The organism is Bacillus sp. N5-665, assembly GCF_022637375.2.
GTDB classification, from domain to species: domain Bacteria; phylum Bacillota; class Bacilli; order Bacillales; family Bacillaceae_G; genus Bacillus_A; species Bacillus_A wiedmannii.
This window is the reverse complement of sequence record NZ_CP093325.1, coordinates 4,230,281-4,249,258: the sequence shown is the minus strand read 5'-3', so window position 1 is coordinate 4,249,258 and position 18,978 is coordinate 4,230,281. Positions and strand designations below refer to the sequence as shown.

The following is an 18,978-nucleotide window of genomic DNA, read 5'->3' as shown; positions in this document are numbered from 1 at the left end:
AGCTATGTCTATGAAAATCAGTGAGAAAAAATTTAATGATCGCGTTGGCGATGGAATTCAAGATTCTTTTATGCGCGGAGCAGTATCTTCTGCGCAAACGCGCTTATATACGAATCGCTTAAAAGCAGCGGACGAATTAGGAAACTGGGAAGAGTGGCGTGAACTAGGTGAACAAATTCGCCAACATACGTTAGAAAATCTTGATTATTACTTAATGCAGTTAAGTGAAAATGTATCAAAAAGAGGCGGACATGTGTACTTTGCGAAAACGAAAGAGGAAGCAGCAAAGTATATTCAAGACGTTGCAAAAAAGAAACAAGCGAAGAAAGTTGTAAAATCAAAATCAATGGTAACTGAAGAAATTAGTATGAATCATGCCCTTGAAGAGATTGGTTGTGAAGTGTTAGAAAGTGACTTAGGAGAGTATATCTTGCAAGTAGATAACGATCCACCTTCACATATTATTGCGCCCGCACTTCATAAAAACAGAACGCAAATTCGTGATGTATTTAAAGAAAAGCTTGGCTATGAAAATTCTGATGATCCATATGAAATGACAAAGTTTGTTCGTAAACAACTTCGTGAGAAATTTATGGATGCAGAAATTGGTGTGACAGGTTGTAACTTTGCAGTTGCAAATACTGGCTCTCTTTGTTTAGTAACGAACGAAGGTAATGCCGATCTTGTTATGTCGATTCCGAAAACTCAAATTGCAGTAATGGGTATGGAACGTATGGTTCCGACAATGGAAGAATTAGATGTTTTAGTTGGTTTACTATGTCGTAGTGCAGTAGGGCAAAAATTAACAAGTTATGTAACTGTAGCGGGACCAATTCAAGAAGAGGAAGTAGATGGACCAGAAGAATTCCACTTAGTTGTTGTTGATAATGGCCGCTCTCAAATTCTTGGATCTGAATTCCGCTCAGTATTGCAATGTATTCGTTGTGCTGCTTGTGTTAACGTATGTCCTGTATATCGTCACGTTGGTGGACATTCGTATGGTTCTATATACTCAGGACCAATCGGTGCGGTATTAACACCACTTTTAGGCGGATATGATGATTACAAAGAGCTTCCATATGCCTCTAGTTTATGCGGAGCGTGTACAGAAGCTTGTCCAGTAAAAATACCATTGCATGATTTATTATTAAAACATCGTCAAGTAATTGTTGAGCAAGAAGGACGTGCACCACTTGCAGAAAAATTAGCAATGAAAATGTTTAGTATGGGTGCATCTTCAGCAGCTTTATATAAAATGGGATCAAAAATGGCGCCAGCAGCAATGAGTCCATTTACATCTGGCAACCGTGTATCAAAAGGTGTTGGGCCACTTAAAAACTGGACAGATATTCGTGAATTCCCGGCTCCAAGTAAAGAACGATTCCGTGATTGGTATAAAGATCATAAGAAAGGCGGGGACAAATAATGACAGGATTAATTCAAAACCGTGAGTCCTTTCTAGATAATATTGCAAAAGAACTTGGACGTGAGCGGAAAACGGAAGGCGTAAAGCGCCCAGCATGGAAAAGTAATGTGAATGTAGAAACGCTAAAAGATTATTTACAAGAAGAATTGTTAGAAGTATTTAAAAATCAATGTACAAACATTCATACAACTGTAGTGGAAACGACAAACGACCGTTTACGTGAAGATATTCAAAAAGTAATCGTGGAAAACGGCGGGGGACCTATTATGTTATCGGCAGATGAACGTTTTGATTCTTATGGATTGACTTCTTTATTTAAAGAAGAGCTTCCAAAGCAAAATGTTGAAGTGAATGTATGGGATCCTGAGAAAAAAGAAGAGAATATGCGTATCGCAGAAAGAGCGAATATTGGAATCGCATTTAGTGATTATACTTTAGCTGAATCTGGTACGATTGTTGTACAAAGTCATAAAGGTCAAGGTCGTTCTTTACACTTTTTACCAACTGTTTACTTTGCTATTATTCCACGTGAAACACTTGTGCCTCGTATTACACAAGCTGTTCAGGATATGAACACACGTGTAGAAAATGGCGAGGCAGTAGCATCTTGTATTAACTTTATTACAGGACCTAGTAACTCGGCAGATATTGAAATGAATCTTGTTGTCGGAGTACACGGACCATTAAAAGCAGTATATTTCATCGTATAAAAGAGGGGAAAGCAGGCCAGAAAATGGCCTGCTTTTTTAATAGAATAGAAATAATATGAAGTAGAATTTCTCTCCTTTTTTTGCTATGTTCTTCTGGAAAGGAGAGGAAGGGATGTTCACTTATTTATATGCATTGTTAGTGGGGATGGTGTTTGGTTCTTTTTTTATGTTAATTGCGATGAGAGTGCCGCTAGGTGAGTCTATCATTACCCCTCGTTCACATTGTCATTATTGTAAGTATGTGCTAAAGCCAAAAGAATTGATCCCAATCATTTCATTTTGTATACAACGGGGACGTTGTACGAATTGTAAGAGGAAAATTTCAATTTTGTACGTAGTATTTGAACTTGTAACCGGAATGATATTTTTTCTTACTGTATATATGATTGGGGTGGAACGAGAGCTTATCATCATTTTATCGCTATTTTCGCTACTTCTTATTATTTCAGTTACAGATTACATATATATGTTAATCCCAAATCGTATTTTAGCTTGGTTTGCCTGTTTACTCATTTTAGAATGTATTTTTGTACCGTTAGTGACTTGGACAGATAGTATAGTTGGTAGTGGCGTTATATTCATTTTGTTATATTGCATGCAAAAGATATATCCAGAAGGGCTTGGTGGAGGGGATATAAAATTACTTTCGTTACTTGGATTTATAGTGGGACTGAAAGGGATTTTTATGATTTTATTTTTAGCATCTTGCTTTAGTCTTTGTTTCTTTGGAGTTGGTATAGTATTAAAACGTATGAAAATGAGGAGCCAAATTCCGTTCGGTCCTTTTATTAGTCTTGGAGCAATATGTTACATGTTGGTCACGTATATAAAATAGAGAGGGGATAGAAAATGAATGTATATATGGATGATCAAAGAAGTTGTCCGTACGGGTATGTGCCCGCCACTACAGTAGAATGTGCTTTGCACATGGTTCGGGATTATGATGTGAATATTCTTTCCCTTGATTTTAATATGGGATGGGGGGGAAAGAAATGGATTAGATTTTCTAGAGGCTTTTTGTAAAGAGGGTTTATATGTAAATGAAATTCACCTTCATACGAATGATGTCATCGGTATGCACAAGATGAAACAGAGAATTAATAAGGGAAAGGAAGAAGGAGAAATTAATCCGCACCTTGTTGTTAAATATGTGGGGAGCTAAAAACTCCAAAGTAAAACTTTGGAGTTTTTAATGTTTCATATGTGCTTGTAACGGAATGATTTCTTCTTGTTGAGCTGCTACTAATTCAGTTTCTTCTTGTTTCACGTCAGGTACTTTCTTTGTTAAGTAATGGTATACCATACCGACAAAGACGGACCCGCCAATAATGTTACCGATTGTAACTGGAATTAAGTTATGAATAGCACCTGCAAAAGAAATTGTCTCCGGATGCGGTGAAACTAAAGATAGAGCAAACAGTGATAAGTTTGCAATGCTATGCTCGTAACCAGATAAGAAGAATGTGAAAACGAGTAGCATCATCATCATAATTTTTGCTGTATCACCTTTAACTTGAGAAGGTAAGAAACACGCAAGACATACAAGCCAGTTACATAAAATTGCTTTAAAGAATAATTGCATTGTAGGTGTATTCATTTTTCCTTCTACTACTTTATTCATGAAATGGCCGTGATCAATTGCTTCGAAAATTCCAGTTGCATAAAATAGTAAGGCAAAGAATAAAGCTCCAGCTAAATTCCCTGCATAACAAGCGAACCAGTTACGAAGTGTATCAGAAATCGTTGTTTCTTTTCTTAAAGTTGCTACAGTGAAGTACATTGTGTTTCCAGTAAACAATTCAGCACCGCCATATATAATAAGAACGAGAGCAATTCCGAAAAACATAGAAGCAGCTAAATAAGTTGCTGGTGAATCTGCAATGTGAAAAAAGTTACCTAATTTAAAACATAGTACAATAATAAAACCGATATAAATACCCGCAAGTGCGGCACGAATGAAATATTGCATCGGGTTTGTATCTAGCATTTGTTTTTTGCTCTTAGCCAGTTTGACAACATAATCTAATCCTTGTTCTAGCATGAGTAATACGCTCCTTTAGTACATCATCTATAAATACTCCTTATATGAATAAAGTACATGGAATCGTTCTTAGTTTCAATAAGTTTGTGCAATGTTTCACAAAAAGGACATACATAGATTAAGAAAACGTTTACAAAAGATAGTATAATGGAATTTTTTCTGGACATTGAGAGGGGGAAGGGAAAAAGAAAAAGCGCTGTAATTACAGCGCTTTTTCGTCTAAATTCTTTTCTACTTTTACTTCTACTTCTTTCGAGAAGAACCAGCCACCAACTGCGATTCCAACTAATACAATCCAGAATGTAAGTTTCCATGGCGTAGATTCTGGGAATGAATGCGGAATTACATTTAATGCAGGGTGTGCTAATGTATAAATTGCTAATTTCACACCAACCCAACCTACAATTAAAAATGCTGCGGTTTCAAGTCCTGGTTTACGTTTTAATATTTGTACGAAAGCAGTTGCTGCAAATCGCATAATGATTAATCCGATAAGTCCACCTACAAAGATAACAACGAATTGCCCAGTATCAAGACTACCAATTGTACCTAAGCCTGTTTTTGGTAAAGTCATTGCTAATGCAACAGCAGCTAAAATTGAATCAACTGCAAAGGCGATATCAGCAACCTCAACTTTAAATACAGTCCACCAAAAGTTCTCTTGTTTTTTCTTTGCTTCTTTTTCTTCTGTGTCTTCATCCGAATTCTTTTTAACATACGTTTTAAATAAGTGATTACCAGCGATAAACATAAGATAAATGGCACCGATTGCTTGCACTTGCCATACGTCGACTAGGAACGAAATCATAAATAACGATCCGAAACGGAAAACAAATGCCCCCGCTAATCCGTAAAATAGTGCTTTCTTTCGTTTTTCTTCTGGTAAATGTTTTACCATAATTGCAAGAACGAGAGCGTTATCAGCCGCTAAAATCCCCTCTAGTGCAATTAGGATGAGTAATACCCAACCATACTCCAATAATAATGATACATCCATGTACATTCTCCTCTCATTTCTATAAGTACTAAATAAGTGAAGAATTTCCCCACTATTTAGTTTCCCCATACTCCTGCCTATTAACTTTGGAAGAATTTGGAAATTAATACAAAAAAGACCTCTGCCGTTAATAGGCAAAGGTCTTGCTAGACATATGTAATGAAAATGCCAACAAAGCCGGAAGAACTAAGTTCTACGTAATGACGACTTTGTTTCCAAGAAATATTCTTGGACGCTACTCCCCTTTGGAGATATGCTATTGTACTCTCATTATATGGATAATTTATACGGTTGTCAACCTGTTAAAATATCTTCATTTGGATATTTTATTTTTCGGTTCTTTTTACGTGCAAATGAAAAAGCCAATGTTAAAGGTCCCATTTTCCCAAAAAACATCATAAAGATGATAATAGCTTTTCCGATCATAGTTAAGTGTGGTGTGAAATTCATACTGAGACCCACAGTCCCAAATGCTGAAAATACTTCGAAAGCACTCATCAATAGAGGAACTCGCTCAGTAATACTTAAAATTAAAATAGCAAAAAAGATAAATGAAATGGAAATAATAGTGATGGTCAATGCTTTGACAATGAGAGTATCTTTAATAGATTTTTTAAAAACGACAATATCATCTTGTTCTTGTAAAAATTTAAACACCCCAAAAAACATGATTAAAAATGTTGTTAACTTAATTCCACCACCGGTTGAAGCACTACCAGCGCCAATAAACATAAGGAGCATCATTAATAGTAGGGAAGGCTTTGATAATACAGAAATATCAACTGTATTAAACCCGGCAGTACGAGTTGAAACCGCCTGGAAATAAGCGGCCATTCCTTCTTCAAATGGGGTAAATTCTCTCATAGAAAGGGAATTGTGGAACTCGAATATAAAAATAAAAACAGTCGCAATAATATTGACGATTAGAGTAGAAGAGAGCATAAGTTTTGAGTGTAATGTAAGGTTTTTAAAATTTTTCTTTCTTTTTATATCTACGATTACTGTAAAACCAATTCCACCTAAAATAATGAGGGAAGAAATAACGAGATTGACAAGAATGCTATGAGAATGGGACATTAAATTATCGCTCCACACAGAAAAACCAGCATTGTTAAAAGCAGAGATTGAATGAAAAAAGCTATAATAGACCCCTTTAGCAATCCCGTATTTTGGTACCCATTCAAAAGAAAGAATTAAAGTAGCGATACATTCGACTGTAAAAGAGAATAAAAATAATGCTTTGGCAAGACGAATGACGCCACCAATGTTCGTTTGATTTAACGCTTGTTGTAACAAAATTCGGTTTTGAAGACCAATTTTTCTGCCGAGCATAATCGCAATTAAAACGGCAAAGCTCATAATGCCAAGTCCGCCCACTTGTATAAGCGTTAAAATGACACATTGGCCAAATAAGGTAAATACTTTTCCTGTGTCTACAACACCAAGCCCTGTAACCGTACAAGCAGAAACGGTTGTAAATAAAGCATCGAGCCATGAAATAGACGTTGTTGTAGCAATTGGTAGCTTTAATAAGCATGTACCGATAATTGATAACATAATAAAAGACAAAGTAAGAACACGGGGAGGACTCATGCTAATATTAATCCGTTTCATGTTACATATCGTTCCTTTCAGTTTGCTCTTACTAGTATGTGAAAAAGCACGATTATGTATGTTAAAAATAGAAAGAGGCAGAGAATATCTGCCTCTAAGCCATATGGTATAGTATTATCCACGTAATTGTTGTTGAGCTAAAGCAACAAGTCGTTTCGTTACTTCACCGCCAACTGAACCGTTAGAACGAGATGCTGTATTAGAACCTAAGCTAACACCGAATTCTTGTGCGATTTCATATTTAAATTGTTCAAGCGCTTGTTCTGCACCTGGAACTAGTAATTTGTTTGTTTTTACCATGTTGATACACATCCTTATAAGTAGTCCAGTTCAGCTAAGTACCTATCTAAACTGGTAACGTTATTTTATGTGGAAACGACGTACTCATACGCGGAAGTAATCGGTGTGATTAGAAGTTATTGGATAGAAAAAAGAGTAGCAAATTTGCTACTCTTTTTTCAGTATTGTCGCTGTACCTTCCACGACAATATCACCGGATTGATTATATATGTTTGTTTGCAACGTAATGATTTTTTTATCGTCTCGTTTTTTAATGACTTCTGCCACAACGCGAAGTGTATCACCAATTTTGACAGGAGCACGGAATGAAACGTTTTGAGATAAATAAATCGTGTTTTTGCCAGGGAGTTTCGTTCCAAGAATCGTCGAAATGAAACTGGAAACGAGCATGCCATGAGCAATACGTTCTTTAAACATTGTCGTTTTTGCAAAAGAATCTAAAATATGAATAGGATTCACATCTCCAGTCAATTTTGCAAAATTAATAACGTCCTCATCCGTAATAGTTTTTGTAAGGGATGCTTGATCACCGACTTGAATCTCATCATAACGAAGCTCCGGAACAGTTTGTGCTTCTTGAAATGGATTCATTTTGGCCTCCTTCTTTTCCATATCGAAAAATGCCAGCCATCTTGATGTAGTAGGAGGAAGAAAGAGTTTTGTTTGTGCTGCAGTTAGCTCCCACATCTTTCTTACTTGATGGAAGTAAATAAATTTTTTGAGTTTTCCTCGAACTGCTTTGCGAGTTCTAGTTGTTTGGACTTGAACTCTCCCAAAAAAACATCTAACTGTTTTTGAACCTCGTCACGTTGTAATTGTTGTTGTTCGATAAATTGTTTTGTTGTTTCTTCAAATTGACCGCTAGTTTGAGTAAGAATAGACAAAGATGTTTTCGTAGGAGAAACAGTAAGTTGGTGCATTTGAGTAGAAAGTTCATTCCATTTTCCTTGCCACTCGTTAATTTGATCATTTAAGGAGTTTCCAGTTAATTGCTTCACGTAATCTGTATATTGGTTATTGAACTGAGCAGTGAATTGTTGTAGTTCTTTTTCTAGTTCATCTACTCCTGATGTTAATTTATGCAAAGCGTCTTGTTGTTGTTTTAAAGTTTCTAAAGTAAGTTGCTCTAATTGTTTCCCAGCTGAAGAGAAGAGGGAAAGAGATTGAGACCAGTTTTTCCAAAATGCATCGACTAATTCGTATGGCTTAGTTTCCATTGTTTGACCTCCAAATGTTTTTTTGCATATTGTGAACGCAGATTACTCTGCTGTACCACCAGGTGAAGATGAAGAATCCTTTTCATCCTTTTCTGGAGAAGTAGAAAATGGAAAGAATGCATTGGTGTATAACGTAAAAAACGTCCGCAACATATTTTGATAATGTTCAAAAGAAGTCGCACATGTTGTTAAATATTGCTCTCCATATTCTGTTAAAGAATAAATTCGTTTCGCTGGCCCGCCTTCGCTTGTATCCCAAGTAGAAGAAATAAGGTTTTCTTTTTCTAATTTGCGTAGTGTTCTATACACATTACCTTGGTCAACAGAAGAAAAGCCGATGTCCATTAGCATTTGAATGAGTTTGTAACCATGAAGACTCCAGTCTTTTAGACAGAGAAGTAAGAAAGGAACTAAGAAGTTTTTTGGCATGGAGTTTGGTTGTTTCGCTTGGTTTTTTTCCAAACTTTCTGGGTGTTCTGGTTCATTATGTAGCATGATTGTGCATCACCTCATGAATCAGTTAGATGGAATTTTTTGCTTATAAGTGCAATTTACACCTATCTGTTTTTAATGTCAACACATTTATTGGAAAATAAAGAAAAATAAAATATAGACTTGAAGTTTTATTCAGAATATTAGAAAATAGTGAATAGGTTGAATTGTTTCAAAAACAAAAAAGGGAGTGTAGGCGAAGTGATTGATCAAAAATTCGATCCATTGCAAGCATGGAAAAATGCTTATGAACAAACCGAAACATTTTGGGGAAAAGCGCTCAATGAAACAATTAAAACAGAAGAATATTCTGCTTGGATGGGCAGCGTTCTAGATTTGAATTTGTTTTATCAAAAAGCATTAAATGATACGACAAAAAATTATTTAGAACAGGTGAATGTGCCGACGAGAGAGGATATCGCTAGAGTAGCTACGCTTGTTATCAATTTAGAAAATAAAGTTGATAACATTGAGGAAATTCTAGAAGAGAAAGTGGATTCATTAGGACAAGCTCCTACATTAAAGCGTGATGTTACGAAAGTAAAACAAGATATTCGCACGCTAGAAACGAAAGTTGATCAAATTTTAGAGTTACTAGAAAAGCAAAATGCAGTACTAGAGAAACTACAAGTACCTGCAAAAGAAGAAGTAAAACCTGCGAATAAGCCGGAAAATAAAAAATGATAATAGCGTTTGTTTATAACGTGCAAAAGGGAAAGGGAGAATCTCTTTTTCATATATAAACAACGAAACATAATTAATATATGGACTCTATTCATATGAGTACCAAAATGATTCATAACAATCGTTCACAAATTCATTTAAGGGGGAAAAGAAATGGTTCAATTAAATGGCAAAGTAGCAATCGTAACAGGTGGGGCAAAAGGAATTGGAAAAGCAATTACAGTAGCATTAGCACAAGAGGGAGCAAAAGTAGTTATTAACTATAACAGCAGTAAAGAAGCAGCTGAAAACTTAGTAAATGAATTAGGAAAAGAAGGACATGACGTTTATGCAGTTCAAGCGGATGTTTCTAAAGTAGAAGATGCAAACAGACTTGTAGAAGAAGCTGTGAATCATTTTGGTAAAGTTGATATTCTTGTTAATAATGCTGGTATTACAAGAGATCGTACATTCAAAAAATTAAATCGTGAAGATTGGGAGCGCGTAATTGACGTGAACTTGAGCAGTGTATTTAATACAACAAGCGCGGTACTTCCATACATATCGGAAGCAGAAGAAGGAAGAATCATTAGTATTTCTTCTATTATTGGCCAAGCTGGTGGATTTGGACAAACAAACTACTCTGCAGCAAAAGCAGGTATGTTAGGATTTACAAAATCATTAGCATTAGAGCTTGCAAAAACAAATGTAACTGTAAACGCAATTTGCCCAGGATTTATTGATACTGAAATGGTAGCAGAAGTACCAGAAGAAGTGCGTCAAAAAATCGTTGCGAAAATCCCGAAAAAACGTTTTGGTCAAGCTGATGAAATTGCAAAAGGTGTAGTATATCTATGCCGTGACGGTGCGTATATCACAGGTCAGCAATTAAACATTAACGGCGGATTATACATGTAATGAAGTAAGAAAAAAGTGCATATCCATAGCAGGAATGCACTTCTTTTTTTTAGAAATAAATCGACCGAAAAGGAGATAGAAAAATGACTACATTCGTAACGGAATGGGAAAAGCAATTGGAGTTGTACCCAGAAGAATATCGTAAAGCATATCGCCGTGTGAAAAGAGCGAGCGAAGTTTTATTACGCGAACCAGAACCACAAGTTGGTTTAACACCGAAAGAAGTTATTTGGACGAAGAATAAAACGAAGCTGTATCGTTACATTCCAAAACAAGAAAAAACACAGAGAGTTCCAATCCTATTAATATACGCGCTTATTAATAAACCGTATATTATGGATTTAACTCCAGGAAATAGTTTAGTGGAATATTTAGTAGATCGTGGTTTTGATGTGTATATGCTTGATTGGGGCACATTTGGTTTAGAAGATAGTCATTTGAAATTTGATGATTTCGTGTTTGATTATATTGCAAAAGCAGTGAAGAAAGTAATGAGAACTGCGAAATCGGACGAGATTTCTTTACTTGGTTATTGCATGGGTGGAACGCTAACTTCTATTTATGCAGCACTTCATCCGCACATGCCAATTCGCAACTTAATCTTTATGACAAGTCCTTTTGATTTCTCCGAAACAGGATTATACGGTCCTTTATTAGATGAGAAATACTTCAATTTAGATAAAGCGGTTGATACATTCGGAAATATTCCGCCAGAAATGATTGATTTCGGAAATAAGATGTTAAAACCAATTACAAACTTTGTAGGTCCATATGTTGCTTTACTCGATCGTTCAGAAAATGAGCGCTTCGTCGAAAGCTGGAAATTAGTTCAAAAGTGGGTTGGTGACGGTATTCCATTCCCAGGTGAATCGTATAGACAATGGATTCGTGATTTTTATCAAAATAATAAATTAGTGAAAGGTGAACTCGTTATTCGCGGACAAAAGGTAGACCTTGCAAATATTAAGGCGAATGTCTTAAATATTTCTGCGAAACGTGATCATATCGCCCTGCCATGCCAAGTAGAAGCTTTGCTAGATCATATTTCTAGCACAGATAAACAATATGTATGTTTACCAACGGGACATATGTCGATCGTTTACGGTGGAACAGCGGTAAAACAAACATATCCGACGGTTGGAAATTGGCTGGAGGAGCGTTCTAATTAAAAATAAAAAATCCAACTAGCGTATGTTAGTTGGATTTTTTTATGGGAAATAACAAAAGATAGAAAGGAGAAATTTATATTTTAGGAGTATAATTATGAAACTTATGACTGGTAAGTTGTTTTGGAATACAGGAGTTTCTATACCTTGTTATCCAGCGTTAGAAAATGATATGATATGTGATGTGCTTGTAGTCGGAAGCGGAGAAGCAGGTGCTCATATAGCGTATTCGTTAGCGAAAATTGGAATGCGTGTTACGCTCATTGAAAAACGAGCAATCGCCTGTGGTAGCACAGCTGCTAATACAGGTTTACTACAATTTCTTCATGATAAATCATTAACTTCACTTATTCATACATTTGGTGAAAAAAAAGGGGTACGAGCATATAAGCTTTGTTACGAAGCGCTACGAACAATGGAGCAAGTTGTACCGACTCTCGATATTGATCCCCAGTTTATTCCGCGAAGTAGTTTGTATTATGCAAGTAGAAATGAGGATGTATCGTTTTTACAAGAAGAATATAATACGTTACGCCATTATGGATTCCCGGTTGAATATTTTACCGATTCACATATGAAGAAGAAGTATTCATTTATAAAACAAGCAGCGTTATATACGCATGGTGATGCCGAAGTGAATCCGTATTTATTAGCGCATAGCCTTTTGCATAAAGCAAATCAAATGGGAGCTACTATACTTGAGCATACAGAGGCCATACATATAAAAAAACGCCAAAATGATTTAATTTGTTACACGAAAACAGGAAATCAAATTGTAGCAAAGAATATTATTATGGCGACAGGATATGAAGCACTTTTCGGAAAGAAAGAAAAAAATACAACAGTGGAAACATCATATGCAGTGGTGACAAATAAGGTAGATTCATTTGAAGGCTGGCATGAACAATCATTAATTTGGGAAACAGCACGGCCTTACTTATATTTTCGAACGTATCAAAACCGTATTATTGTAGGCGGATTAGATGAAGCGATGAAAATTCAAACAATCGGTGATACGAAATTATTGCATAAGCGTGATATCCTTATTAACATTGTAAAAGAGATGTTCCCGCAGTATAAGAATATACAGGCAGAGTACTATTGGGCGGCAGCATTTGGCGGTAGTCATGATGGTCTCCCTATTTTAAAAGAAGACAAAGAGATACATAATTTATTTTACGCATTGCCGTATGGAGGTAATGGAACTGTGTATGGAATGGTATTTGCCAAATTATTTGAGCAGTTATTTACAAATAAAGAAAGTGAAGATTTTTCTTTATTTAATCGATAGAAAAAAAGGTAGCGAAGTGATGGAATGAGAGATATAAAAAAGTTTTTACAAAAATTACGTCCTGTACAACTTATTGTTTTGTTTTATTTATTAGCAGTAGTTGTATCGGTGATATTGCTTAGTTTCCCGTTTGTTACGAAGGCTGGTGTGAAATGGACATTTATCGATGCCCTCTTTACATCTGTTAGTGCGGTAAGTGTTACGGGACTGTCTGTTGTTACAATTTCAGATACATTTACTACGGCAGGAATTATTATGTTAGCCCTTATTTTACAATTAGGCGGCTTAGGAATTATGGCACTTGGTACATTTGTTTGGATTATAACGGGGAAAAAAATCGGTTTGCAGAGAAGAAGACTCATTATGGCAGACCATAATCAAGGGAATTTATCAGGCCTTGTAGAATTGATGCGTTCTATTTTAATTGTAATTATTTCGATAGAACTTATTGGAGCAATACTATTAGGTACAAGATTTCTACTTTATTTTCCAACTTGGCAAGAAGCTTATTTCCACGGTTTCTTTGCCGCTGTTAGTGCAACTACGAACGGAGGATTTGATTTAACTGGACAATCACTAATTCCGTACAAAAAAGATTATATTGTGCAAATGATTCATATGTTACTTATTATTTTAGGAGCGATTGGCTTCCCGGTGTTAATGGAAGTAAAGCAATTCTTTAGTAAAAGGAGACAGCAACTATTCCGCTTTTCGTTGTTTACAAAATTGACGACAACGACATTTTTTGCACTCGTTATCGTTGGAACAATTATGATTTTTCTACTAGAACGAAATCAGTTTTTAGCAGGGAAGTCATGGCATGAAACAGTTTTCTATACATTATTTCAATCTGTGACGACGCGAAGTGGTGGACTGGCTACAATGGATATACGTGAATTGTCACAACCGACGCTTTTATTTATGAGTATATTAATGTTTATAGGGGCATCTCCAAGTTCGGTTGGGGGCGGAATACGTACAACAACATTTGCTGTTAGTATATTATCGTTATACACTTTTGCAAGAGGCGGGAGAACAGTTAGAGTCTTCAAACGTCAGCTACATGAAGAGGACGTGCTGAAAGCATCTGTCGTTATGACGATGGGGATTTTATTATGTGCCACAGCACTCTTTATTTTATCTATTACGGAAAATGTACCGCTTATGAGTTTGATTGTTGAAGTGTGTTCTGCTTTCGGGACGACAGGACTATCGACAGGTATTACGCCAGATTTAACAACTGTTGGTAAACTTGTACTCATTGTACTTATGTTTATTGGGCGTGTCGGTATTTTAACATTTATACTGGCTAGTGGGGGAAGAGAACAGCCACCTCGCTATAAATACCCGAAAGAGAGAATTATTATTGGATAGTATGAAACCATTCTACCTATGTTAGGTAGAATGGTTTTTTAGTCGTTAATGCCAAATTGCGGATGCATAAAAGCGTCATTCTTATTATCCACTTCTTTTTTTAGCAACTCTTGATTTTCTTCTGAAATCCACCCAATATCATTTGTAGGATGAATCCATTCTTCTCCAGCCATAATGGCAGGGTCTACTTCATCACTCCAATTGTGAAGTGGACTATTCTCGGAATCATATTTACTGTCTCCGATTACGACGTCATATTGATTTATGAAAGGTTGTTGCATCTTCTTTCCTGTTCCTTTAAAAGATGGGAAATTCATTTGATGCGGGAGCGTTTCATCTAAAATTGGTGACTGAACTTTATCTTTCTTCTTCAAAATAATCGCTCCTTTTATAATACTTTCTTCATAGGTAGTATTTCCATCTAGTGGCTCTTATGTACTTGTTAACACTTGCCAGTAATAATTATTTAATGTTGCTTCAAACTAGAGTAGAAAGTGAATTCTTGAAAGCAGGTGAATGTATTGGTAAAAAGAAAAGTGAAACAAAATGCGGCAATCAACAATAATAAAACTCCGAAAGAAAGCTTACCAGATGCAGAATTTGCATTAGAGTATGAAGGAGAAAATAGCGCGAAGTATGCAAATCGTAATTCAAAAAAAGGTAAACAAAAATGAGGCGTTTTTTACAAACGCCTCATTTTTTTGTGGGATTATAAAGGTTTTTTTAATTATTTGTAAATTTAGTGTTCGTTATTGGCAGAAAAATGCGAAAAAACATAGAAGTAGCAACGTATTACACAAAAACAAACAACAAACAAAAGATTAATGTTGGTTTAATACTGCTTTTACACTAGTTGTTTATATTGGAGTTGTACATAAGATTTATAAAAGGAGAGAGAGACAGTGAAAAAAACAATCTTTAAAGCTGTAGCAACTGGAATGGTATTTTCGTTATTAATGGGTTGTGGTGCAAAGAAAGAAGAAAGTGCTGGGGCAAAAGTAAAGGATGATAAATTATCTGGATCATTAACTGTTTACACAGCGATTGAAGAAGAACTTGTACCAATTTATCTTGATTCTTTTAAACAGAAGTATCCAGATGTGAAACTGAACATTGTTCGTGATTCAACTGGAGTTATTACAGCGAAATTGCTAGCTGAAGGAAAAAATACACAAGCAGATGTTGTATGGGGAACAGCAGCGTCTAGTCTATTAGCTTTAGATAAAAAAGATATGTTAAAAGGTTACTCTCCAAAAGGAGCAGATCGTGTTCTTACGCAATTTAAAGATGATAAGCAACCAGAAAAATGGGTAGGTAATACGGCATTTATGACGGGGATTGCTATAAATAAAGAAGAATTAAAGAAGAAAAATTTACCGATGCCAGAATCATACGAAGACTTAACGAAACCAGAATATAAAGGAACGCTTATTATGCCACATCCAGCTTCTTCTGGAACAGGATTTTTAACAGTTTCTGCATGGTTACAAATTATGGGTGAAGATAAAGGCTGGGATTACATGAAAAAACTTCATGATAATATGGCAACTTATACTCATTCAGGTTCAAAACCGGCGAAATTAGCAGGCGCAGGTGAATATCCAGTTGGCGTATCAATGGTTTATAGTGCTTTGAAAGAGAAACAAAAAGGTGCACCAGTTGAAGTTGTATTGCCGAAAGAAGGATTAGGTTGGGAAGTAGAAGCGAACGCACTTATTAAAAAAGATAATGCAAAAAATGAAAAATTAGCGCAAGCATTTTTAGATTGGGCAATTACTGATGATGTAATGAAGTTATACTTTGAGAAAAATGGATTCGCGACAATAAAAAATGATTATAAACTTCCAGATGGATTCCCTAAAGATGTGACAGAAAAGTTATACAAAAAGAATGACTTTAAATGGGCAGCAGAAAATCGCGACAAAATTTTAGAAAAATGGGAAAAAGAGTTTGGCCAAAAAGCAGAACCGAAAAAGTAAGTGAGTGGGAGAGAGAAAAAATGAGCGAATATTTATCAATTCAACATATTCAAAAACAGTTTGATGCATTTACAGCGTTAAAAGATATTTCTTTTACTGTGAAAAAAAATGAGTTTGTATGTTTATTAGGCCCAAGTGGTTGTGGGAAAACAACATTGCTTCGAATTTTAGCAGGGCTAGAAGAGGCAACAACAGGTAGTATAGCTGTGGATGGAAAAGATATTACAGCATTACCTCCTGGAAAGAGGAATTTCGGAATGGTGTTTCAATCGTATGCGTTATTTCCGAATTTAACAGCACTTGAAAACATTGAATACGGCTTAAAGACAAAAAAATATGGAAAAGCAGAAGTAAAAGAGAAAGCGCTAGAGGCGTTAGAACTTGTAGATTTGCTGAATGTAAAAGATAAATATCCTGCTCAAATGTCTGGTGGACAACAGCAGCGAGTAGCACTTGCACGTGCGCTCGCTCTGTCTCCGGATATTTTGTTACTCGATGAGCCATTATCTGCTTTAGATGCAAAAGTGCGTGAAAAGTTACGTAGAGAAATGCGTGATTTGCAAGAAAAAGTAGGAGTAACAACTATTATGGTTACGCATGATCAAGAAGAGGCATTAACGATGGCCGATAAAATTGTTGTAATGAATCATGCGGAAATTATGCAGATTGGCACACCAGAGGAGATTTATCAAAGACCAGCCAATCCATTTGTGGCAGATTTTATTGGTTCTATTAATTTCTTTTCGAAAAACAATGAAGAACATGCAATTCGTCCTGAGCATGTAACAGTTGTACAAAAGGATGGTATTAAAACGGTTGTGGAAAGCATGGAATTTCGCGGATCTGTATATCGGACGGAAGTGCGGGTCGTAGAAGAAAACACACATCTTTATAACGAGAAAATTGTAGTGGATATATTGGCATCAGAAGTAGAAGCAACCGCAATTAGAAAAGGAAAGCCGATTCAAATCTCTTTCTCAGAAAATCATATGTTGTCATATGGAAAGAAGGTCATTGTATAGATGGAGATGTTAGAAGATTTCAAGGTAGAAAGTACGAAAAAAAAGATTAAGAGACGTATCGGTAAAGAAGAGTGGATACAAAGACTATTAATTATTGGTATGCTTCTCGCGTTTTTGATCATGCTTGTATTACCTTTATTACAATTGTTTACACAAGCTTTTTATGATAAAGATGGAGCTTTCATTGGTGTTGCGAATTTCAGTAAATATTTTACAACACCAACGCTAGTTCAATCATTACAAAATACGATATGGATTTCGGGCGCGACAACAATTATTGCAGTGACACTCGCTTTCGCTTACGCCTATGCGATCGCTCGTACGAATGTGTTTGGAAAGCGTGTATTCCAATATATTGCTTTGTTACCATTATTCGCACCAACGATGATGCATGGTATCGCACTTACATATTTATTTGGTAATCAAGGGTTAGTAACGAAAGGAATGTTTGGTTTGTTTGAAGGGATACAAATCCCTTTATATGGACCAGTAGGAATTGTAATGGCTGAAGTCATGTATACATTTCCGCAAGCATTTCTTATATTATTAATTGCTTTTCAAGGCTCTGATTATCGTTTATATGAAGCTTCTAATATGTTAGGAGCGAGTAAAACAAAGCAATTTTTCACTGTTACTTTACCTAGTGTAAAGTACGGATTAATTAGTGCGATGTTCGTTGTGTTTACACTTAGTTTCACTGATTTTGGGGCACCAAAAATTGTTGGTGGACAATATAATGTACTTGCTACTGATGTATATAAGCAAGTAATTGGGCAGCAAAATATGCCGATGGGTGCAACTGTCGGAATGATTTTATTAATCCCAGCTATATTTGCCTTTGCAGTTGATCGCATTACGCAAAGAAAGCAGGCGAATCTCTTATCTTCCAAATCAGTACCTTACAGAATAATAAATAATAAGAAACGAGATGTTATTTCATTCGTATATTGTAGCGTAGTAACGCTTATGATCATTCTATTATTTGTGGCAGTTGGTATTGCTGCAAGTGTGAAAGTATGGCCATATAATATGGGCTTTACATTTGAGCATTTTAATTTTTCCAGTTTAACAGGAGATGGACTGGAAGCATTTAAAAATAGCGTAATTGTTTCAGCAATTACTGCGGTTATTGGAGCGGTTTTAACATTTATGTTCGCTTATGCGATTGAGAAAATAGATCAGCTACAATTTTTCCGAAAAGCAGGTTACTTTTTCTCTATCGTCCCTTTAGCGATACCAGGTTTAGTACTTGGGTTAGGCTACGTCTTCTTCTTTAGTCAACCAACAATACAAATCTTTGGACTTTCCGTAACGAACCCGTTCCATTCTCTATACGGAACAATTGCTGTGCTAGTACTAGTCAATATCATTCATTTTTATTCTGTAACATTTGTTACGGCAACGACAGCTTTAAAGAAATTAGATCGAGAGTTTGAACTTGTTTCACAGTCGATGGGGATACCGTTTTATAAAACATTCTTTCGAGTTACGGTACCGATGTGTTTACCAGCCATTTTAGAAATGGTAATGTACTACTTCGTAAATTCAATGGTAACCGTCTCAGCAGTTGTATTCCTGTATGCAGCTGATTTTAAACTAGCTGCCGTATCAATTGTAAATATGGATGATGCAGGAAATGTAGCACCAGCAGCTGCAATGAGTGTACTTATTGTTGTTACAAATATTGTAGTGAGAGTTGTATATGAATGGGGAACGAAAGCACTTCGTAACCGAACGTCACAATGGCAAAAAAGATAAATAAGAAGGG

Annotated in this window: 20 protein-coding genes, 1 pseudogene and 1 riboswitch; of the genes and pseudogenes, 13 read left to right on the top strand and 8 right to left on the bottom strand. The window is 35.9% G+C overall.

The genetic code is table 11. The features are described 5' to 3' along the window. The first annotated feature begins 4 nt into the window (after positions 1-4). The 4 genes and pseudogenes from MNO09_RS24415 to MNO09_RS24400 all read left to right on the top strand — a co-directional run bounded on the left by MNO09_RS24415 (position 5) and on the right by MNO09_RS24400 (position 3,298). Positions 5-1,426 carry a LutB/LldF family L-lactate oxidation iron-sulfur protein gene (locus tag MNO09_RS24415; RefSeq protein ID WP_000061930.1) on the top strand — a complete coding sequence of 474 codons (1,422 nt, stop codon included), beginning with the start codon at positions 5-7 and terminating at the stop codon, positions 1,424-1,426. Beyond that, positions 1,426-2,136 (top strand): LutC/YkgG family protein, encoded by a 711-nt coding sequence (locus tag MNO09_RS24410; protein ID WP_088106957.1) that lies wholly within the window; start codon positions 1,426-1,428, stop codon positions 2,134-2,136. The genes MNO09_RS24415 and MNO09_RS24410 overlap by 1 nt, the downstream gene beginning before the upstream one ends. A 112-nt stretch (positions 2,137-2,248) precedes the next feature. Beyond that, entirely contained in the window at positions 2,249-2,971 is a 723-nt protein-coding gene (locus MNO09_RS24405) for a prepilin peptidase (RefSeq protein WP_000495729.1), read from the top strand. A 14-nt stretch (positions 2,972-2,985) separates the two neighbouring features. After that, a pseudogene (locus MNO09_RS24400) lies at positions 2,986-3,298 on the top strand (cyclic-phosphate processing receiver domain-containing protein). A 27-nt stretch (positions 3,299-3,325) separates the two neighbouring features. On the opposite strand, the gene MNO09_RS24395 reads toward MNO09_RS24400, so the two are convergent. From MNO09_RS24395 to phaQ, 7 genes are all read right to left on the bottom strand, one after another. Further along, the gene (locus MNO09_RS24395; protein ID WP_000893044.1) at positions 3,326-4,177 is read right to left on the bottom strand and encodes a formate/nitrite transporter family protein; all 852 of its coding nucleotides are present in this window, start codon (positions 4,175-4,177) and stop codon (positions 3,326-3,328) included. A 202-nt stretch (positions 4,178-4,379) separates the two neighbouring features. After that, positions 4,380-5,174, bottom strand: coding sequence for a TerC family protein (locus MNO09_RS24390; protein ID WP_000383306.1), 795 nt, complete (start codon positions 5,172-5,174; stop codon positions 4,380-4,382). 90 nt (positions 5,175-5,264) lie between these two features. Further along, positions 5,265-5,430: riboswitch (yybP-ykoY riboswitch) on the bottom strand. Between the two features lie 38 nt (positions 5,431-5,468). Next, positions 5,469-6,788, bottom strand: a complete 1,320-nt coding sequence (locus MNO09_RS24385) for a TrkH family potassium uptake protein (protein ID WP_088106958.1) — start codon at positions 6,786-6,788, stop codon at positions 5,469-5,471. Positions 6,789-6,902: 114 nt separating this feature from the next. Beyond that, entirely contained in the window at positions 6,903-7,088 is a 186-nt protein-coding gene (locus tag MNO09_RS24380; RefSeq protein ID WP_000241212.1) for an alpha/beta-type small acid-soluble spore protein, read from the bottom strand. A gap of 147 nt (positions 7,089-7,235) precedes the next feature. Beyond that, positions 7,236-7,679: a MaoC family dehydratase gene (locus MNO09_RS24375; RefSeq protein ID WP_001067917.1), complete on the bottom strand. Its 444-nt coding sequence runs from the start codon at positions 7,677-7,679 to the stop codon at positions 7,236-7,238. A 101-nt stretch (positions 7,680-7,780) separates the two neighbouring features. Next, positions 7,781-8,305 (bottom strand): polyhydroxyalkanoic acid inclusion protein PhaP, encoded by a 525-nt coding sequence (gene phaP, locus MNO09_RS24370; protein ID WP_000448584.1) that lies wholly within the window; start codon positions 8,303-8,305, stop codon positions 7,781-7,783. Positions 8,306-8,347: 42 nt separating this feature from the next. Continuing rightward, positions 8,348-8,800, bottom strand: a complete 453-nt coding sequence (gene phaQ, locus MNO09_RS24365; protein ID WP_000903018.1) for a poly-beta-hydroxybutyrate-responsive repressor — start codon at positions 8,798-8,800, stop codon at positions 8,348-8,350. Positions 8,801-8,998: 198 nt separating this feature from the next. On the opposite strand from phaQ, the gene phaR reads away from it, so the two are divergent. From phaR to MNO09_RS24340, 5 genes are all read left to right on the top strand, one after another. Further along, positions 8,999-9,481, top strand: coding sequence for a polyhydroxyalkanoic acid synthase subunit PhaR (phaR, locus tag MNO09_RS24360; protein ID WP_000566955.1), 483 nt, complete (start codon positions 8,999-9,001; stop codon positions 9,479-9,481). A gap of 153 nt (positions 9,482-9,634) precedes the next feature. Then, on the top strand, positions 9,635-10,378 hold the full coding sequence (locus MNO09_RS24355) for an acetoacetyl-CoA reductase (RefSeq protein ID WP_000250411.1): 744 nt from the start codon (positions 9,635-9,637) through the stop codon (positions 10,376-10,378). 83 nt (positions 10,379-10,461) lie between these two features. Further along, on the top strand, positions 10,462-11,547 hold the full coding sequence (phaC, locus tag MNO09_RS24350; RefSeq protein ID WP_000206842.1) for a class III poly(R)-hydroxyalkanoic acid synthase subunit PhaC: 1,086 nt from the start codon (positions 10,462-10,464) through the stop codon (positions 11,545-11,547). 94 nt (positions 11,548-11,641) lie between these two features. Then, on the top strand, positions 11,642-12,835 hold the full coding sequence (locus MNO09_RS24345) for an NAD(P)/FAD-dependent oxidoreductase (RefSeq protein WP_000772556.1): 1,194 nt from the start codon (positions 11,642-11,644) through the stop codon (positions 12,833-12,835). A gap of 24 nt (positions 12,836-12,859) precedes the next feature. Next, complete coding sequence (locus MNO09_RS24340) at positions 12,860-14,209, top strand: TrkH family potassium uptake protein (protein ID WP_001204688.1); 1,350 nt, start codon at positions 12,860-12,862, stop codon at positions 14,207-14,209. A 38-nt stretch (positions 14,210-14,247) separates the two neighbouring features. Here MNO09_RS24340 and MNO09_RS24335 read toward each other — a convergent pair whose 3' ends face one another. Next, entirely contained in the window at positions 14,248-14,583 is a 336-nt protein-coding gene (locus tag MNO09_RS24335; RefSeq protein WP_002096783.1) for a DUF3905 domain-containing protein, read from the bottom strand. A 147-nt stretch (positions 14,584-14,730) separates the two neighbouring features. On the opposite strand from MNO09_RS24335, the gene ykzP reads away from it, so the two are divergent. From ykzP to MNO09_RS24315, 4 genes are all read left to right on the top strand, one after another. Next, positions 14,731-14,883 (top strand): protein YkzP, encoded by a 153-nt coding sequence (ykzP, locus tag MNO09_RS24330; protein ID WP_000240799.1) that lies wholly within the window; start codon positions 14,731-14,733, stop codon positions 14,881-14,883. A 228-nt stretch (positions 14,884-15,111) separates the two neighbouring features. Beyond that, entirely contained in the window at positions 15,112-16,188 is a 1,077-nt protein-coding gene (locus tag MNO09_RS24325; protein ID WP_000750911.1) for a putative 2-aminoethylphosphonate ABC transporter substrate-binding protein, read from the top strand. Positions 16,189-16,208: 20 nt separating this feature from the next. Beyond that, positions 16,209-17,210, top strand: a complete 1,002-nt coding sequence (locus MNO09_RS24320; RefSeq protein WP_000006169.1) for a putative 2-aminoethylphosphonate ABC transporter ATP-binding protein — start codon at positions 16,209-16,211, stop codon at positions 17,208-17,210. Further along, positions 17,211-18,968, top strand: coding sequence for a putative 2-aminoethylphosphonate ABC transporter permease subunit (locus MNO09_RS24315; RefSeq protein ID WP_000425408.1), 1,758 nt, complete (start codon positions 17,211-17,213; stop codon positions 18,966-18,968). Positions 18,969-18,978 lie beyond the last annotated feature (10 nt).

Excerpts from the sequence above, each read along its gene's own strand:
- MNO09_RS24320 (WP_000006169.1), top strand. The coding sequence starts at position 16,209 with ATGAGCGAATATTTATCAATTCAACATATTCAAAAACAGTTTGATGCA.
- MNO09_RS24345 (WP_000772556.1), top strand. The coding sequence starts at position 11,642 with ATGAAACTTATGACTGGTAAGTTGTTTTGGAATACAGGAGTTTCTATA.
- MNO09_RS24395 (WP_000893044.1), bottom strand. The coding sequence starts at position 4,177 with ATGCTAGAACAAGGATTAGATTATGTTGTCAAACTGGCTAAGAGCAAA.
- MNO09_RS24380 (WP_000241212.1), bottom strand. The coding sequence starts at position 7,088 with ATGGTAAAAACAAACAAATTACTAGTTCCAGGTGCAGAACAAGCGCTT.
- MNO09_RS24390 (WP_000383306.1), bottom strand. The coding sequence starts at position 5,174 with ATGGATGTATCATTATTATTGGAGTATGGTTGGGTATTACTCATCCTA.
- phaC (WP_000206842.1), top strand. The coding sequence starts at position 10,462 with ATGACTACATTCGTAACGGAATGGGAAAAGCAATTGGAGTTGTACCCA.
- phaQ (WP_000903018.1), bottom strand. The coding sequence starts at position 8,800 with ATGCTACATAATGAACCAGAACACCCAGAAAGTTTGGAAAAAAACCAA.
- MNO09_RS24415 (WP_000061930.1), top strand. The coding sequence starts at position 5 with ATGTCTATGAAAATCAGTGAGAAAAAATTTAATGATCGCGTTGGCGAT.
- phaP (WP_000448584.1), bottom strand. The coding sequence starts at position 8,305 with ATGGAAACTAAGCCATACGAATTAGTCGATGCATTTTGGAAAAACTGG.
- MNO09_RS24340 (WP_001204688.1), top strand. The coding sequence starts at position 12,860 with ATGAGAGATATAAAAAAGTTTTTACAAAAATTACGTCCTGTACAACTT.
- MNO09_RS24410 (WP_088106957.1), top strand. The coding sequence starts at position 1,426 with ATGACAGGATTAATTCAAAACCGTGAGTCCTTTCTAGATAATATTGCA.
- MNO09_RS24375 (WP_001067917.1), bottom strand. The coding sequence starts at position 7,679 with ATGAATCCATTTCAAGAAGCACAAACTGTTCCGGAGCTTCGTTATGAT.
- MNO09_RS24385 (WP_088106958.1), bottom strand. The coding sequence starts at position 6,788 with ATGAAACGGATTAATATTAGCATGAGTCCTCCCCGTGTTCTTACTTTG.
- MNO09_RS24405 (WP_000495729.1), top strand. The coding sequence starts at position 2,249 with ATGTTCACTTATTTATATGCATTGTTAGTGGGGATGGTGTTTGGTTCT.
- MNO09_RS24315 (WP_000425408.1), top strand. The coding sequence starts at position 17,211 with ATGGAGATGTTAGAAGATTTCAAGGTAGAAAGTACGAAAAAAAAGATT.
- MNO09_RS24355 (WP_000250411.1), top strand. The coding sequence starts at position 9,635 with ATGGTTCAATTAAATGGCAAAGTAGCAATCGTAACAGGTGGGGCAAAA.